The sequence below is a fragment of the Acinetobacter sp. Q186-3 genome (genome assembly GCF_013420655.1).
Classification (GTDB): domain Bacteria; phylum Pseudomonadota; class Gammaproteobacteria; order Pseudomonadales; family Moraxellaceae; genus Acinetobacter; species Acinetobacter indicus.
On record NZ_VOXS01000016.1, the window covers coordinates 1 to 16,562 of the forward strand.

Sequence of the window (16,562 nt, forward strand, 5' to 3'; positions counted from 1 at the left end):
ATCTTTTAAAGACGGTATTCCATTTACCAAAATGAGCAGGTAGATCACGCCATGGACTGCCTGTACGGGCAATCCATAGGACTGCTTCTAAAAATAATCGATTATCTTTTCCACTACGACCTCGATCAATCACTTTACCTAGGCAAAAAGGTTCCATTTTTGCCCATTGGGCATCAGTAAGTATGTATCTATCCATAGTACTATTATAAATTAATCAGTAGCCTTTGTTAATTCTCAACAAGCCCTAGTTTCTTACCCAAAAGAATAGATGATATTAGTGCAGATTATGTAGAAGTGGATGATCTAATAGATACAGTTTTTGGAGTGAAAGATACTTATAGAGGACGGGCTGGTCAACGAGAAGTTGTTATCAAAACTCTCAAAAATACTCCAATATTTAAAGAGTTTAAGAATGGGGCGGAAAAAAGAAGATATTATTTAAAAGATGATATTGATACTTTCATTAAAGGACAAGCTAATTATAATTCTGAATTTCCAATAGATCATGTTTTTAATTATGAGGGTAAGATAGAGAAAATAAGTTTTGAAAATTTACTTTTTATTCACGAATTTAGGTCAGCTACCTTGCAGAGAGCATTTATAAATAAGACCAATATAATTCCATTAAATGTAAATCTTGTGAATAGTTTTTTAGGTAATACTTTAAGTGTATCTGTCTTTAAAAAATATAATTTATTGGAAGATGAGAACGAACATTCAAAATTAACTACCCATATTCCACGCCATAATATTAATACCTTTCTAGCTTTGACCGGACTCGCTGAGCACTTACAAGCAATGTTAATGGGTCGCGTAGATATCAAGCAAAATCAGCATTATCAGCATCTAGCTCTAAAACAACGTAAAGTAGCAGCTAGTATCCTAGATAAGCATGAATTGACACTTTATAAAGAAGTAGAAGAGTTCAAGCCAGAATATCCAGTAGATGCAATTAAGAAAGATGGATTAATGTATTTTTCAGATCAATTAGATCTTGAGAAGAATCTAAAGATGAACTTACAGACTTTCGATTCAAAAAATGAAGTCGCAAGTTATATAAAAGATTCTTTTTTTGATGAATATTTTGAAGATATTGCTGAGTCATTTAATGAATTAGTAAAAGAAGATCAATCCCTAGCAAACTCATTAATTCAGCGCCATGCCTGTTTACACCCCTTGCCTTTTGGAGGCTGTATGCGTGAAGTGACTGTTCATGATTGCCCTAAACGCCTTGCATGCCAATCAGGTGGTCAATGCGGCAGCTTCGCTTTAACAGGCCGTAAAGGTGAATTAGAAACATTGAAACTTATTTTAAATAGATTATTGCTACAGTTTGAAAGTATCGAACAATTAGTAGCTCATGACTCTACTTATGATGAAATGCTTGAAGATTTACGCCAGAAGATTCTTTATTTAACCGGTTTGAAAGAAAAGGCATTAACTAGACAGAATAATTTAACGCCTATATCAATTTTCTCTTATGGGGATCAGCTTAGTAAATTACCGAGTACTTTAAGTGAGTTATTTGCCATAGAGCAGCAAAAAATAGAGTCAAAGGAAGTTTAGTATGTTACGTGGCAAACAATTAGATGAAGTGATCGAACAAGAATTGCAAATGATGCTGATAGAAGGTTTTGAGAAATCCCCTATCTCACATAAAACATTGCATGATCGATTAACAAATAAAGGGTATATATCTGGTGGTTTAAGTACCCTAAGCTCTGCTGAACGCAAAAAATTAATCAGTCTTTATATGACCGAGCAAATTTCGCCCTTGAACCTGAAGGCTAAGGATCAACAGCTTTATGTGAATAAAAAAACACGACAAGCACTTACTAATACCAATAAAAATTTACGGACTCAAGTTGATGAACTTGAATTACAACTTCATCAAAATACTGAAACTCTGATAGATATTATTGAGGAAGTAAAGCTACGAAGCAATTTGAAGATTGATCATCTACTAGCTCCACATCTTCTGAAAAAGTATTTATCACGGGAGTAGATTTTTAGGATCAATATCTAAGGTCTGTGAAATTTGATAAAGTTTTTCAACAGTTATATTAACTTCTCCCCTTTCAATTCGGCCTAGATAGCTACGATCAATTGCTGTTCGTAATGCCAACTGTTCCTGGCTAATCGATTTACTTTTCCGAGTTTCTCTTATTTTAGTGCCAATTGATATTGCTAGTTCCTGGTTCATAGTTAAACACCATAAATACCAGAACTATCAAGAATTGAAGTGTTTTAATCCACGGACTATAATCCTCATTTTTTAGTGTGCTATTTATGGAAATTCAGAATTTACCGCTGTTCAGGGAACTTTCGTCAGTTCTTTGTAGTTATAAGATCGAATCTTGGCAAACTAAGGATTTTTGGGAAAAAGTTAAGCTTTTAAACGTGTCTGATAACAATATAAATTACCAAAGCGTTTATCGATTGATAGTTCGATTAGCTAATGAAGGATATTTGGATATTGATTTCGAAAAAAGTAAATATAATCTAACAAAATACAATGAAAATAATAAATTACAGGAATTTCGTTCAGCATTCTGTTTTGGCTCACTGACGATACTTAAAAAGATAAGTTCAGAAAAATTGAAATTTGAAAGTGAGCTTATTTATTTAGAAGAAGAAATCGATGTTTTAGAAGAATTAAAAGATCAATTTCCTGATATTCAAACTAAAATCGAACAGCTAATAGACTTGAAAATACATAGAATTAAGTGCTTAGAAATAAAAGTGCGTGCAATAATTTCATTAATTAATTATTTATCAAAGTCTTAATCTGTAGAAAAGTACCTGCCATCAAAATCAATCATCTTCAAAACGTCAAATTATGTCGTCTAAGCAACTATACATATAGACAATTCTTTTTTGATTAATTAATAATCAGTTTTATTTAATCACATTAGGAGAAAAGATGAAAGATAGCTTTATGGAATGGTTATATTTTCACGGAGAAATTTTAGAAAAATATAGGTCTCCCTACTTTATCTGGGTAATCGGCATTATATCTATGCTTGTAGCACAACATTTTTATCCTAAAGTTATAAATGTGATCTACAACTTTCAATTCTTTGGACAGTTCCCTTTTAAACCAATAATAGAGACTAATATCAATTATGTTATACATGGTATGTGGTTAATACCTTTGGTAGCCTTAGGATTCTTTATAGTTCTTGGTATTCAAATTCATCAGAGAAATATAAAAAGAGTTTATAGGTATTAATATAATGCAGCCCTGTACGTTTTGATGTACAGGGCTGTTTTAAAATTAACTGTTCATAGATAAAGATTGGTCTAAAACTTCAAGAATTTTTTCAAGTTCTTGTCGCGATCCACAAGAGTAACCATTTCTTCTACTTTGTTGTTCTAATAAACCTAATGCTTCAGGATTCTCTATGAGGTATTCAACCAATTCTAATGGTGTGAATCCAGCATGATCTTTTTCCCGAAGTTGTTTCGGCACTAATTCTACTAACTTCTCGACAGCATAAATATTTCCAGACCAACAAGCAGTATGTAACGGTAATCTTCCATCCATTGTTTTCAAATTCCAATCAGAAGACTCTGTACAGAAAGTATCAAAAACTTTTGGAAATCTAATTTTACAAGCTGTATGTAATGCCGTCATACCTTGATAATTTTGAATATTCGCATCGGCTCCAGCTACTAACATCTGTTCAACTAACAACGTTTCACGAGCCTCGACAGCCAACATTAATGGTGTTTGGCCTTTTAGATCAGGAATATTCAGTTGTTTTGGATATTTTTCAAAAATATCTTTTAAAAGGGTCTCCCAAACTTCTAATATCTTCGCATCCATCACTTTTTGAGCTTTAAGAAATAGTTTCAGCATCAGCATGAGCATTGAGTTGCCTTCAACGTCAGGCAGATTAGATTTGAACAAAGCTTTATTAGAGTTTAGCCAATCCTTCAATCCTGCTAAATTATTTTGTTCTAGCAAAGGAAAAAGTTTATCCAAAGCTGGTTGTACAAGAGTTTGACCAAGCGGTTGTTGAGGCTTGACTCCAGGATATGGTTTATAAAGGTCTTCCCAGAAATAAGAATGAGCCCAACGTGCTACTTCTTCTATAGAAGGAATTTGATCACTTTCTATCATTCCACCACTAAGCATTTCACGATAATATTTTTCGTGATTGTTCGTGATAAGTTTTTGATTCGCTACCGCTATAGCTAGACAATCTCTTGCAATTTCTCCAGTTATTAGACCATAACTACATTTAAAACTTTCTTCCAACGCCTCTCTGAAATATTGTGATGCCTCGCCAAAATTATTTTGTGCCAATAAGTGTTTAGCTTTGTATTGCAAAATGGCAAACTTCCATAAATCATATCCTTCGGTTTTTTCTGCTTCATCAAGTAAAGCGTCAACCTTATTTTTGCAATCTTTAGGTCTGTTTTTACTTTCACCATTTAAATAGTAAGCAAGCTCTGGAATAACAACTAGAATTTTCTCGAAAGGCGTATTAGCCAATTCCCTCATACGCTTAGCGGTCATTTCTTTCAAGCGAATAGGTAGATCTGTTGACTGAGCTACGCCACTTACTACCCAATAATTCTGCTCATTTTGTAAAGCTCTCCATGGTGAGCTTTGTTGCATACGAGCTTTTAGCTCTTGAGTTTTGGTTTGTTCCTCATAAAAGTGATGCAGTTTACGTACAGTGCGTTCAGCAATTTCGGCACATGATTTCGGATCATGACCAATCACATCATCAAGTACATCACTTGCATTGATACGGAAGCTATAGCTCAGATAGGTTGCTAGCTCATCAATAGCTGTTTCTTTACCAGAGGGTAAAATTGAAAGAAATATGCTTTGTTTATCCCATTCAGGTAACTGAGCCTCAAACCACATATCTTCTGCCAATTCACCTTTATCGCTACAATTTCTCCATGCCTCAACAGTTAGGTTATAAACGCCTTTATATAATGCGAATAGTTGTAGGACTTTGTTTTTTTGGGGGGCAATACAATACTTATCTACATCAGGACATTGAGATTTGACTAAACGCTGATAAATATCCTGCACTACACTAGCAATAATAAGTCTTTGGCGAATAACTTCTATAGAAGGTGCTGAATAGCGATTTAATAAGCATTCAATTAATCTAATTTTTTCTTTTTCATTTACATTCCCCTGCAAAATATCGGTAAGGATTTCCTCAGACAAAGGAATTTCAAATTTAAGCTTTTGAGCATTTAGTTCCTTTTTGTTGATAAAAGCTAATGCTCGATTAAATTGCTCATCAAGAGTGATAGTTTCATCTAGGGTAAAGGCACCTGCAAAATCTAAACTTAGCCCATCTGGGAAATATTCATAAATAGAGCTGTAACGAATAGTATTTGTACCATTCTTCCAGTTATAGAGAGAACGTCTTAAATTTTGAATGTCTATATCTAAGCTCTGGTTGGCAATATTGTCTACATCTGTTCCTAATAGATCTGTTAACCAATCAATCACTTGTGGCACAGGTAGAATTAGCTTCTTATCACCATCACTTTCAACCACCTCTGGTAAATACCAGAAACGACCACCTGGCATACCTTTATCAAAAGGGGTCTCAATAGCTTGGAATGCCGAAAATCGTGCTAAACCTGGCACTAAAAAATGCGTTAAAAGCATCCAGTTAATTTGTTTTTGATCAGCATTAAATGACCACGTTTTGAGCTCAAGACTTTTATAGAAATTGGCAATATTGGTGAATGATTGCCAAATGGCATCAAAAGACTCAGGGCGAACATTGAGTTTTTCAAAAATAGATAAAATAATTGTTTTCATCATATCAGATTGCTTACTGATACTGATTTTTCCAGTGGCAAATTTATTCTTTTGAACTGTCGAATATGAGGTATTACCACCAAGACTTTGATGGATTTCTAACAGTACTGATTCAATTTTTGGTAAAGTGCCCATGTTATAAGTGTATCCAGAATTAATTTGAAGACATCTTATCGATTTATCTACGAAACAACGATGAAAAAAGATGTCTCCCCCCTAGCGATGTCTTAATCTTTTAGAGTTATAATTTTTTTTCACAAAACTAAAATGATTAAATATTAATCCTTGAAAAATTAAAAAAAGACCTTAAATTATTAAAATTAATAATTATTTTATGGTGGTTTTACGTGTCTTTAGAGCCAGGTGGTTTCGCTGAAAAAATTGGAAATCGTTATGAATCATCTTGGATCACATACCAATTATTAAGACTACTGGACGAAAAAATTTCCTTTGTTCAAGTTGAACCATTGGGTGATGATGAAGATGCTGTAGATGTCATTGTTGGTAATCTTGATGGCTCTAAAGAACATCACCAATGTAAAATTGGAGAAAAATCTGTTGAAGCTTGGACAATTGCAACGCTTGAGTCTAAAGAACTCCTAACTAAAGGTTTTGAGCACATCTTGTCTGGTTCAAAATCCTATAAAGTTATTTCAAGAATTGGTTTTAGACTACTAGAAGATATCTTTGAAAGTGCTTTAAATAGTACAGGCTCTGGCTCAGAATTCTTTGAACATCAAATTAAAGAGATAAGCCAAGACCGAATAAAGTTGTTTAATGAATTATGCAAAAAACTCAGCTTAGACCAATCAAAATCTGATGATTTAGACAAAGCTCTACAATTTTTAAAATGTTTTGAAATTAGACTGTTCAATGAGGATGATACAGATCATGAAATCTGCAAATTGCTCGCTGAAAAATTAGTCTTTGAGCCTCCTATTCAGCTAGTTCATTTCCTACAAACTTATCCAGTAAAATGTAACAAACTCAGAGAAAAAATTACCACTCATCTGTTAAAAAAAGATTTAGAAACTCATCAATTCTCTTTCAGACCATCTCCAAGTGATCCACATACGTCTGATGTAATAGTAACGCTAAACCAGGAATTTGATCAGTCAATCGAACCTTATCTCATATCACAGAATAATATTTATCGAACTGAATTCACTACTGTATTGGAAAGTGTTAACAGTAGTCCTATAACGTTAATTAAAGCAGATGCAGGCGTAGGAAAAAGTGCATTTTTACTGGACTTAAAGAAGCATTTCATTCAATCAGGGGCAATTGTTCTTCCTATTCGACTTGATAGAAGAGTTCCAGAGAAAAATATCAATCAATTTGGAGAGGACTTAGGTTTTCCTTGCTCTCCAATTTACTGCCTAGAAAAGTATAGTCAAGGGCAAGAAGTTATTGTTATTTTAGATCAATTAGATGCCTTGCGTTGGACTGCTCTTCACTCATCAAATGCATTGGATATATGCATTAAAATGGTTACAGAAATTCTTTTACTACGCCAACATGCTAGCGCCAATATAAAAATTATTGTGGCAACTAGAAATTTTGAGCTCGAAGATGATTTACGTCTAAAAAATTGGATCAGTACAATTAACAATGATGTCAAACAAATAGAATTAAAACTCTTTGAGTCAGATCAAATCAAGCCGTATATTAGCCAGTTTGAAGACTACGATCAGTTAAGCAATGAGCAGAAAAATATTTTAAAAATACCTTTATGGTTAGGAATTTACATTAACTTGGCCAATTATTTAGGTAAGGCTCCTACATTTTCAACCAAATTGGATTTGATCAAATTTTTCATTGAAGATCGTTTTAAACAACTCAATGAACATCCTGGTATTCCTATAGTCGATAGCGATAGGTTTTTCCATGAAGTTATACTTTTGATGAATCAACTCAACAAATTAAGTATTCCTTCAACTCAACTACCTGACGGATCATCAGAAATTAAAAATGCTATGGTTTCTGTTGGATTGCTGTCTGAACAAAATAGAGAAATTAGTTTTAGGCATCAAGCAATTTATGATTACGCAATAGGGAAAAAGCTATTTTCTCTTGGTCTTAGTTCAACCGAAGATTTCTTAACTGAATTAGGTGCAAGAAATCAACAAACGTTATTGAAACGTGAACATCTTAGATATGCACTTGCACTGTTATATGAAGCAGATGAAAGAAAATTCTGTAATTGTATTGAAGCGGTCCTTTATCATCCTGAAATTCGCTTTCATTTAAAATCACTCGTATTTAGTGTATTGCGCCATATAGAAAACTTTAAAGCTCCTCTCAAAAAGCTGATTAATAAAATTATTAATGATGCTGAACTCGCCCCTCATTTTATAAGGTTAAGCTGCAATGGAACTCCTGCTCTCATCCAATATCTATCAGAGAGTCATTATCTAAGTGATTGTTTAGAACAAGATGGAGAGACACAATCTAGAGCTTTAGAACTTCTAAGTTCAGTATCCGATAAAGCTCCTGCCATTTTAATCAATGAGTTGTCTAGGTTTGTGAATCAATCACCTGAGTGGAATCAGAGAATATATAACTGTTTATGTTGGAATATGAAAAGTGATTCGGATGAGCACTTTGATTTTCGTATGCAGTTGATTAAAAATGGTGCTAGTAGTCATTATATTTTCTGGGATGACTTAACTAAACAACACCCATTAAGAGCTTTGTATCTATTAGAGCTTATGTGTGATGAAGAACTACACATAAGATTAAATTCTAGAGAAAAATGGTCTGATTACAATACGGAAGGTTTAGAAAAACTTACGGAAACTCATCCACAAGAAATACTCAACACCTTCTTACCTATCTTGAATACTTTCTTCGCTTACAGCAAACAGGATGAATATTGTGACATTTATAAATGGTCACATGAATATGGAACTAGAAACACGTTAGAAGAATTTATTTTCAAGTGTCTGTTTCAGATAATAATTAAAGCTTCAAAAAATGTTGCTTCAGAACCTGCTCAATTATTCCAATTACTCAGATCATATCAAGATAATACTAATTTAATTTTTAATCGTATATATGCAAATGTACTTCTAAATTTAGACGTTCAATATGCTGATGACGTGATCAAGTGGTTATTAGCTAATCCAAATCAAAAATTTAAACTAGGAAATGACAATAAAGAACCAATTTGGAAGCTAACAGGAGAATTAATTAAAAAATTCTCACCGCACTGTAGTCAAACGAACTTTGAACAACTTGAAAGAACAATATATTACTTCTCTCCTGATTATGAGTTAGATCAAATCAAATGGCGTTTAGAAGCTACTCGTAAAAATTACTATACTCCTTATTGGGGAAAGACCCAATACCACTTATTACCTAGATTAGATCCATCAAAAATTTCTAATAGAACTAGGCAGTTAATCGCAGTTGTTAGTCGCAAATACGAGAAATACACAGAGGATGATTTTTGTCATAGATTTGATAGCATAGCAAGGATTGTAACCTCCCCTCTAAAAAACATATTCAGACTTTCACATAAGGCTTGGAAAAAGCTTATTACTAGTGATCCTCGTAGGTTTAATGAAAATAGATTCCGAAAAGACGGTAGCGAAGCAAGTATTCATCAATTTTCTAATGCTTTCGAAAGAGCAGTAATTAGTGCTCCTCAACGTTTTGCGGAGTTTGCTTTAACATTACCTGTAGATATACCTCAAGATTACATTAATGCCTTGTATAATGGGCTTAGAGAAAATGATCCTAGTCGAGTTCCAGAGGAGTTGAAAGAAACATGGGAGCCTTGCCCTATTGAGTTAATTGAACAGGTAATCAATCATTTTTCATCAACTGAATATTCTAGAGCTCTCCAAAGCTTGCTCTCTGCCAAGGTCAAACTGTTGTCCCCTCAATATATAACCTTATTAGAAGATATTGCTAAATTATCAGTTGATCCTTTACCAGGCAAATTAAATATTCATACAATAGGTCATGCTGATCAATTAGATGAAATATCGAGCCATGATCTAAGAAGCAATACCATTAATTGCACTCGAGGCTCTGCATATACAGGTCTTGCTAGTAAATTTTGGGATGATCAAGATTATGCACTTTCGCATAAATATCTCATTGAGAATGCACTGAATGATGAGCATGCAGCGGTTAGAATGGCAACTGCTGACCTGCTATTACCTATGTATAATTATGATAAAGACTATGCTTTCGAGAAGTTTATAGAACTATGTCAAAAAGACATTAGAAATACTCTAAGTTATGGCTATCACTATTATTTCAATAATGCTTTTACAGGTCAGTATAGAGAGTCATTTTTATCTCTTGTCAAAACTATGCTCGAATCTAAGTATGAAGATGTGAGAAAAGAAGGTCATAAACAAGTTGTTGCTCGCTGGCTATTCAATGATTTATTTGAGGCAGAACTTCAACTAGGACTTGAATCAAAAAATGTAGAAAGCCTTTTGGGATATGCTTCTGTCATAAATCAACTATTGGGAGATGATACCAAAGGTTATGACCATTCAAATTTAAAAGCTATCTTTGAAATATTAGTCAATTCAGAAAATGAAGATATTTTAAAAAAGATGGGAAGATTCTTTAATCAACGGTTCTGGTCAAAAAGATATGCCCGAGAGTTTTTTGAAATTTATGTACAGTCAAAAGCATTAAATCATAATATTTATAATGTCTTACACTCAATAGAAGAAAGCTCTATAGGTATGGCTCAATTTAGTGATCTCATCATTATCATGACTCAAAATATTCTTAAGTTAAAAACTCAAGATTTAATGAGTAATTTAGATACAGATGCCATCACAAGAGTCATTCAGCAATTATATGATCAAGCAGAAAATGATCAAGATGATGAAACACTGAGTTACTGTCTGGATACGTGGGATGAGCTTTTGGCTAGTAATCACTCATTCATAAGAAATATGACAGATAAACTAGACACAGGATTACTTACATAATTAGCAGACCACATATAACATTTAAAATAATTTTTGAATACAAAAAAGAGCCAGTATCAAATAAAAGTAGGTTCTTTTTCTATTTTTATATTTAATTTATTGGTTTTTAAAAAATGAACCATACCGAGGATTTTAAATGTTACTTTAGGTGGTAGTATAAATATACACTTCTTAAGCAGGATTTGGGTTATTTATAAAATGGTATTAACTCGCAAAAAAAATTGATTAAAAACTTCTTTTTTTAAAAAACTGGATAGAATTAATGAGTCCCAGGAGTTAGGAGTTTGAAATTTTTCATTTTCACGTTTTAATTGATTATGAATAATTTTTCTTAATTGTTGTTTAGATAAGCTAGTTACTATGGAGTCTAAGGCAAAGATACAAGTTTGAGGTGTATCATATAAGGATTGAAGACGTGTTCTCATTTCATTTTCAAAACCATCAACACATTTAAGAATGTGATTTACAAGGTGAGACTCTATTAACTTATAGTATGGGTGATTAGGTTTAATGTTCATTTTAATACCCCTATAATTTACACTGTCATTTATTATTAAAAAATCAATATAATACAAGCGATTTTCAAGAAAATCGAAAAATTGCGGATGATAAATCATACTAATATTTTTATTTTTTGAAAAATTACATTTACATGCAGGAATAAGATTTTTAGAAAATATACTAAACTCTGGATAAATATCTTTAGGTAAAAAATGGTCTAAAGTCCCAGCTGCAGGACTGCCACACAAACTACAAACTTTGTAGCTAGTTGTTTTTCTATATTGCTTGATATAATTTAAAGAGGATAATTTTGAAGAATAGAGACTTTCAAAAATTTGAGCTCTTTGTTTATGAAAATATGGTATTTTAGGTAAGTTGCTTAATTTTTGTTTTTCTGCAAAAGAAATATACATTCTATATCTATGTTTTAAAAAGAAGTCTTCTCTATCCTTTAAATTAACTACTAATTTTGATGTGGATAAATAAAGATCATTGAGAATAGAAATATCATCAATTCCTAAATTAACTTTTTTCATTTTGCAGCTTCATATATATACGATCAATGGTTTCTGATGATAAAATTTTACCATATTTATCAATAAGTTCTATGAAAGATTTTTGTGTATACCTTTCAATTTCCACAATTTTTTTAATAACAGACTCCTCGTGTTCTAATGGTGATTCAAAGCCAAATATAAAATATGATAATGAATTAAGATTTGCACCAAAAGTATTAAAAGAGGGTTTCTCTAATTCAATTTTTTCGTCATTTTTTCTAAAAACAACAATATTCTCTTGAAGAGAATTTTTAACCAAGTATATAGAGTGAGTAGCTGTAATAGCTATGCAGTATAATCGATTGGTAAAATAGCAAACTATTTCTGAAAAAATGGAAATAAAATTTGGGTGTAGAAAGCTTTCTGGCTCATCAAATAAAAATAATATATTATTTTTATACTGACTAGTGATATGAAGTAAATTAAAAATAAGATTTATGAAAAAATTCTCGCCAGAACTAAGATCATAAAAGTTTGAACCATTTTTTATTTTAAATCTATTATAACTTGCTATTTCTTGAATTTTTTCAAGAGTATTTTGCTCACCACTATTAAATTCAACTAAATCTTTTAACGATAAATAGGAGCTTTTGTCTTTATAAAGAACTATTTTTTTCATAAAATTAATGTTATTTATAAGATCAATTAAAATATCAAAATCATAGTCTTCAAATCTATTTTTATCAAATCTAAATCTAATAATTGAATGAAGGATTTCTATGTTTTTTTTAGATTTAGTTAAATTAACATGATTTACATTTTTTATATTTTTTGAGAAAGAATTTGATTTATCAGATTGAGAAAAACAAGAAACACAATTAAATACTTTTTTATCTTTATACTTTAATGCTAATTTTCTTAAAGTTTGACTTTTTCCAGATCCATTCCTTCCAATCATAATAAAATGTTTAAAAGGTAGAAAATTCAAATCATTACTTTTTTCATGATTTATATAAAAAAAGACTTCTTTATTTATTAAAGGATTTAGAGATGAAATTTCCCCTACATCTAGAGTAAGTGTAGATCCTAATCCCGTATAACCATACAAATAAGCTAAAAATGACTCATTAGATCTGATGAAACTCTTATTAAAAATATCACTTTGTAATAAAAAATTGAAATTTTTATCTCTATTTTTCTTCATTCTAAGAAAAGAGATATCATTTAAAGTTTTTAGAATACTATCAAATTTATCAGGAAAATAATTTTTTAATTTTTCATATTCCGCAACTGATTCTAATAAAATATATTGTTTGATGTTGTCACTCTCTAACTCCTCTTGAGTCATTGAGCTTAATGTAACAAAATTATTATTAATATATACAGTATGATATGCCTGAAATATAATTTTTTTATTTGCAACTAATAGTTCAAGCTTTACTTTTGATTGGATTCCAAAATCATTCCAAGTTGTATTTATTGGTTTAACTATACAAGAGTCTTCTGCATAGCTATTTGGCTTATCATAAAAAAATATTTTCATATGCTTTTAATAGAATCTTTTAACTAACCTGGGCTTGACATAAAATAAATAGAAAATTCTTTCAATACATAACATATTGGTTGTCAGGACAATTTTCTAAAGAAAAACTTCTGTGATAATAATACAGAATTATTTTATGTATCGGGGAATTTTTTAGAAAAATTATACCTTTACGACAAATTTTCTAAGTCATACTCATTCGAAGTAAGTAATAGACTTACATTCCTCTGGTTACACCTAATTTGCACCTATTCCATAAATAACCGAAGTTAAAAAAAGATGTCAAATCAGTGAGAATGAGATCAAACTTATTCGATTCCTCCCTTTCATATGGTCTTATGATGAAGTCTTTTTTATGGTTCTCTCTGCGTATGATCACAGGCTGTAGACAAAAGCATTGAGATACCTTCATTTTGAAGCTATCTTGTGTCTAACATTCTGCTAGTTGTAGTTCTCTTGCTGGATAACATCAGTTATTTAAGTAAATTTATGATTTCTGAGACTGAACTATTTCTGGGGTTAAACAACGACTTCCTATCAAAGTAATTACGTTTAGAGGTAAGTTGGTCTAAAACTGCCAATCCTCATAGGTTCATGAAGTAAGTTTTATAAATTATCTTACAGTTCCAAATAACTTATTAAATTTTATAAAAATATATTTAGTTTTTTTATGAACTAGACTTTAGGTAAACATAAGTTAACTAGGATGTCGGGGATTGTGCCCTATACAAACTGTATGCTGGCACAACTTCACTTGAGATATATGAGCTGTGAACTCATAATCCGATGCTTAAATACTTGTTCAAGAACTACCATTATTAAAATTAATAGTTAATGGTATAACTTAAGGCGAAAGTTCGGCCTTCGGCAGGAATTGCTAATAAAGAATTGGCATTTGTTACCGCAGCCTGTTGAGCAAATACAGTTTTGTATTGGCTATCCCAAAGATTATAAATACCAAAATCTACGCGCCCTTTTGCCATTGGAAAATGGGCTAATACATCCATAGTACTGTAGCCTTTAATATCTGCAGCACTATTGCTGTCACTCAAACCGGCTGTCTTTAATTGCTGGTCATCCTTATAGGCTTTATTGGTACCTTTAATGGCCTGTATTTGTGCACGGACACCATAGCCAGCGTCGTTATTCCATTCAGCGAATAAAGTTCCTTTGGTTGGAGAAATGGCAAAAGCATTTAATTCATGCCAATTGTCGGCAACATCTTTATACTGCCCACGTGTATAACCTAGAGTACCTCCGACCTTATAGTTTTGCATAAATGGATAGCTGACAGTCGCTTCTGCACCATATACTCTTTGATCAGCATCTACTACGTTTACAGAACGGTCAGCATTAAACTGTACCACCTGATCCGAGGTATTATAAAAGCCGGTTAAGCCAAGATTTAAGCCCGTGTCCTGATTTAAACGCCAGCCTAATTCATAGCTGTTTACTGTAATCGGTGCAATACCAGAAGTCGTTAAGGTATAAGCAGCCACATCACGCAGCACCCGTTGTACATCTGGATAACTATAACCCTGTGAGAAGTTAGCATAAACTTGCTGCGCGTCTGTTAACTCATAGACTGCACCCAAATTGAATAAAAATTTGTCCGAATGGGTGGAGTCAGCCGCCATTAAAGTAATCGGTTTACGTGCGGTTAAATAACTGTCAGTGTCTGCCTGAACATATTGATAACGCACACCGGCCTGAATATTTAGACGATCTGTTAAGGCATAATCTCCTTGGACAAATGTGCCAATATTCTGAATTTCTGTATCAGGACCGGAACCCTGTTTTTCCCCTGTAGCGGTATAAACCAGACCATTATGACTAGGTGTATAGTAATCTGCCCATTGATGGTCTTTTTCCCAGTCATAGTCGAGGCCATAAGTCAGTTTTAAATCTCGATCTGCGACCTGTATATTAGATTGAATGGTAGAACGAATACCGGCATAGTCAATATTGGATTGGCTTTGCTTTACCTTACTCCCATCTTTCGAATAGCCGTAAGGTACAAAGCGTACTTTTTCATTACGATAATATGCCTCCACATTCAAAGTCTGTCCAAGGACATCTTGATTTTGATATTGGGTATTAACGGCATAGCGCTCTGTAAAGGGCTGATTATCGAGGCTCCATCCTTTTATTGCTTTATGGGAAGGCTCAGTAACAGTTTGTAAGTAGGAATAGTCTGGTCCATATTCTGTATCCTGTTTATCTTTATAATATTGCGCCCCTACACTGAAAGTTTGCGTATCTGTTAAGTCAAAGTTTAAACGGCCATTGATGTCAAGGGTATCGGTATCCATTGTGCTACCCTGCCAAGGACTTAATGAAATACGCTCTCCTCGACCATCAAATTGAGAACCTCGGCGGGTATAATCTAGGCCTAAAAATCCATCCACTTGATCATTACTAAATGAGGCAGTTTGACCTACTTGGTAAGTTAAACCGTCACGGCGGAAATTATCGGCTGATGTGATGCCCAGCTTGGTTTGAAAACTTACGGGTTCAGATTTATCTGCGCGTTTGGTAATAATATTAATAATGCCACCCGTAGCACCTGAACCATAAATACTGGATGCGCCGGAAACCACCTCAATATGGTCAATCATATTTGGACTAATACTATTCAGTTGACGAGCAACATCCCGTGAACCTGTCTGTGAAACTCCATCAATCATGACCAGTACATTACGTCCACGCATGGTCTGACCATAATTACTTGTAGTTCCACTACTAGGTGCTAAAGATGGTACAAGCTGCGCTAAAATATCCGCGACTTTTCGACCTGCGCCAGCTTGTTGAACAATTGCTTCGCCATGAATGGTTTGTACTGTCCCTGCGATCTCGGCGATTGTTTTAGGTGTACGTGTGGCGGTCATCACCATTGTTGAAAGTTGAGTGATATCCGGTTTTTCTGGTGCAGCTGCTGGGCTACTCTCTTTTGCATAAAGATGCATAGAAATAGCGATTGTGAGAAGACAAAGATTAAATTGAGATCGCCGCATTTTCATTCCCTAGATTGCAATTTTTAATTTTGTGGCAAATGATAATCATTATTATTAATGATGTAAAATTATTATTTAAAAATTTTATTGAGTACTTTCCTGGCTTGAAACTTCACAGGAAAAATTTCATAAAACAGACAATGAACACTGCTTTGAAATGAAAAAAATTAATATTTATTGATCTATTTTTAATTGAGGTAACCGACTTCTTCTAAGTAAATCAAGTAATCCAAATTG

The 16,562-nt window shown here is 32.9% G+C and carries 10 protein-coding genes and 1 pseudogene; 5 read left to right on the forward strand and 6 right to left on the reverse strand.

The window, feature by feature from the left end; genetic code table 11:
* The coding region (locus FTT64_RS11760) for a transposase (protein WP_180182412.1) at positions 1 to 196 on the reverse strand (196 nt) is incomplete at its 3' end.
* A 53-nt stretch (positions 197 to 249) separates the two neighbouring features.
* On the opposite strand from FTT64_RS11760, the pseudogene FTT64_RS14480 reads away from it, so the two are divergent.
* Positions 250 to 1,566, forward strand: a pseudogene (locus FTT64_RS14480) (hypothetical protein); the annotation flags it as partial.
* 1 nt (position 1,567) lies between these two features.
* Positions 1,568 to 2,005 carry a hypothetical protein gene (locus tag FTT64_RS11770; RefSeq protein ID WP_180182413.1) on the forward strand — a complete coding sequence of 146 codons (438 nt, stop codon included), beginning with the start codon at positions 1,568 to 1,570 and terminating at the stop codon, positions 2,003 to 2,005.
* On the opposite strand, the gene FTT64_RS11775 is transcribed toward FTT64_RS11770, so the two are convergent.
* Positions 1,994 to 2,203 (reverse strand): helix-turn-helix domain-containing protein, encoded by a 210-nt coding sequence (locus tag FTT64_RS11775; protein WP_180182414.1) that lies wholly within the window; start codon positions 2,201 to 2,203, stop codon positions 1,994 to 1,996. The genes FTT64_RS11770 and FTT64_RS11775 overlap by 12 nt on opposite strands.
* An 86-nt stretch (positions 2,204 to 2,289) precedes the next feature.
* Here FTT64_RS11775 and FTT64_RS11780 point away from each other — a divergent pair, with 86 nt between their 5' ends.
* Together FTT64_RS11780 and FTT64_RS11785 are read left to right on the forward strand one after the other, a co-directional pair.
* Positions 2,290 to 2,787, forward strand: a complete 498-nt coding sequence (locus FTT64_RS11780) for a hypothetical protein (RefSeq protein ID WP_180182415.1) — start codon at positions 2,290 to 2,292, stop codon at positions 2,785 to 2,787.
* A 136-nt stretch (positions 2,788 to 2,923) separates the two neighbouring features.
* Positions 2,924 to 3,232, forward strand: a complete 309-nt coding sequence (locus tag FTT64_RS11785) for a hypothetical protein (RefSeq protein ID WP_180182416.1) — start codon at positions 2,924 to 2,926, stop codon at positions 3,230 to 3,232.
* Between the two features lie 45 nt (positions 3,233 to 3,277).
* Here FTT64_RS11785 and FTT64_RS11790 read toward each other — a convergent pair whose 3' ends face one another.
* Positions 3,278 to 5,941: an ankyrin repeat domain-containing protein gene (locus FTT64_RS11790; protein ID WP_180182417.1), complete on the reverse strand. Its 2,664-nt coding sequence runs from the start codon at positions 5,939 to 5,941 to the stop codon at positions 3,278 to 3,280.
* 212 nt (positions 5,942 to 6,153) lie between these two features.
* On the opposite strand from FTT64_RS11790, the gene FTT64_RS11795 reads away from it, so the two are divergent.
* Positions 6,154 to 10,770 carry a hypothetical protein gene (locus FTT64_RS11795; protein ID WP_180182418.1) on the forward strand — a complete coding sequence of 1,539 codons (4,617 nt, stop codon included), beginning with the start codon at positions 6,154 to 6,156 and terminating at the stop codon, positions 10,768 to 10,770.
* A gap of 191 nt (positions 10,771 to 10,961) precedes the next feature.
* On the opposite strand, the gene FTT64_RS11800 is transcribed toward FTT64_RS11795, so the two are convergent.
* The 3 genes from FTT64_RS11800 to FTT64_RS11810 form a co-directional block, all read right to left on the reverse strand.
* Positions 10,962 to 11,807, reverse strand: coding sequence for a hypothetical protein (locus FTT64_RS11800; RefSeq protein WP_180182419.1), 846 nt, complete (start codon positions 11,805 to 11,807; stop codon positions 10,962 to 10,964).
* A complete protein-coding gene (locus FTT64_RS11805) occupies positions 11,794 to 13,311 on the reverse strand; it encodes an AAA family ATPase (RefSeq protein WP_180182420.1) in 1,518 nt (505 codons plus the stop codon). Before FTT64_RS11805 ends, FTT64_RS11800 begins: the two co-directional genes overlap by 14 nt.
* 824 nt (positions 13,312 to 14,135) lie before the next feature.
* Positions 14,136 to 16,325 (reverse strand): TonB-dependent receptor, encoded by a 2,190-nt coding sequence (locus FTT64_RS11810; RefSeq protein ID WP_180182421.1) that lies wholly within the window; start codon positions 16,323 to 16,325, stop codon positions 14,136 to 14,138.
* Positions 16,326 to 16,562 lie beyond the last annotated feature (237 nt).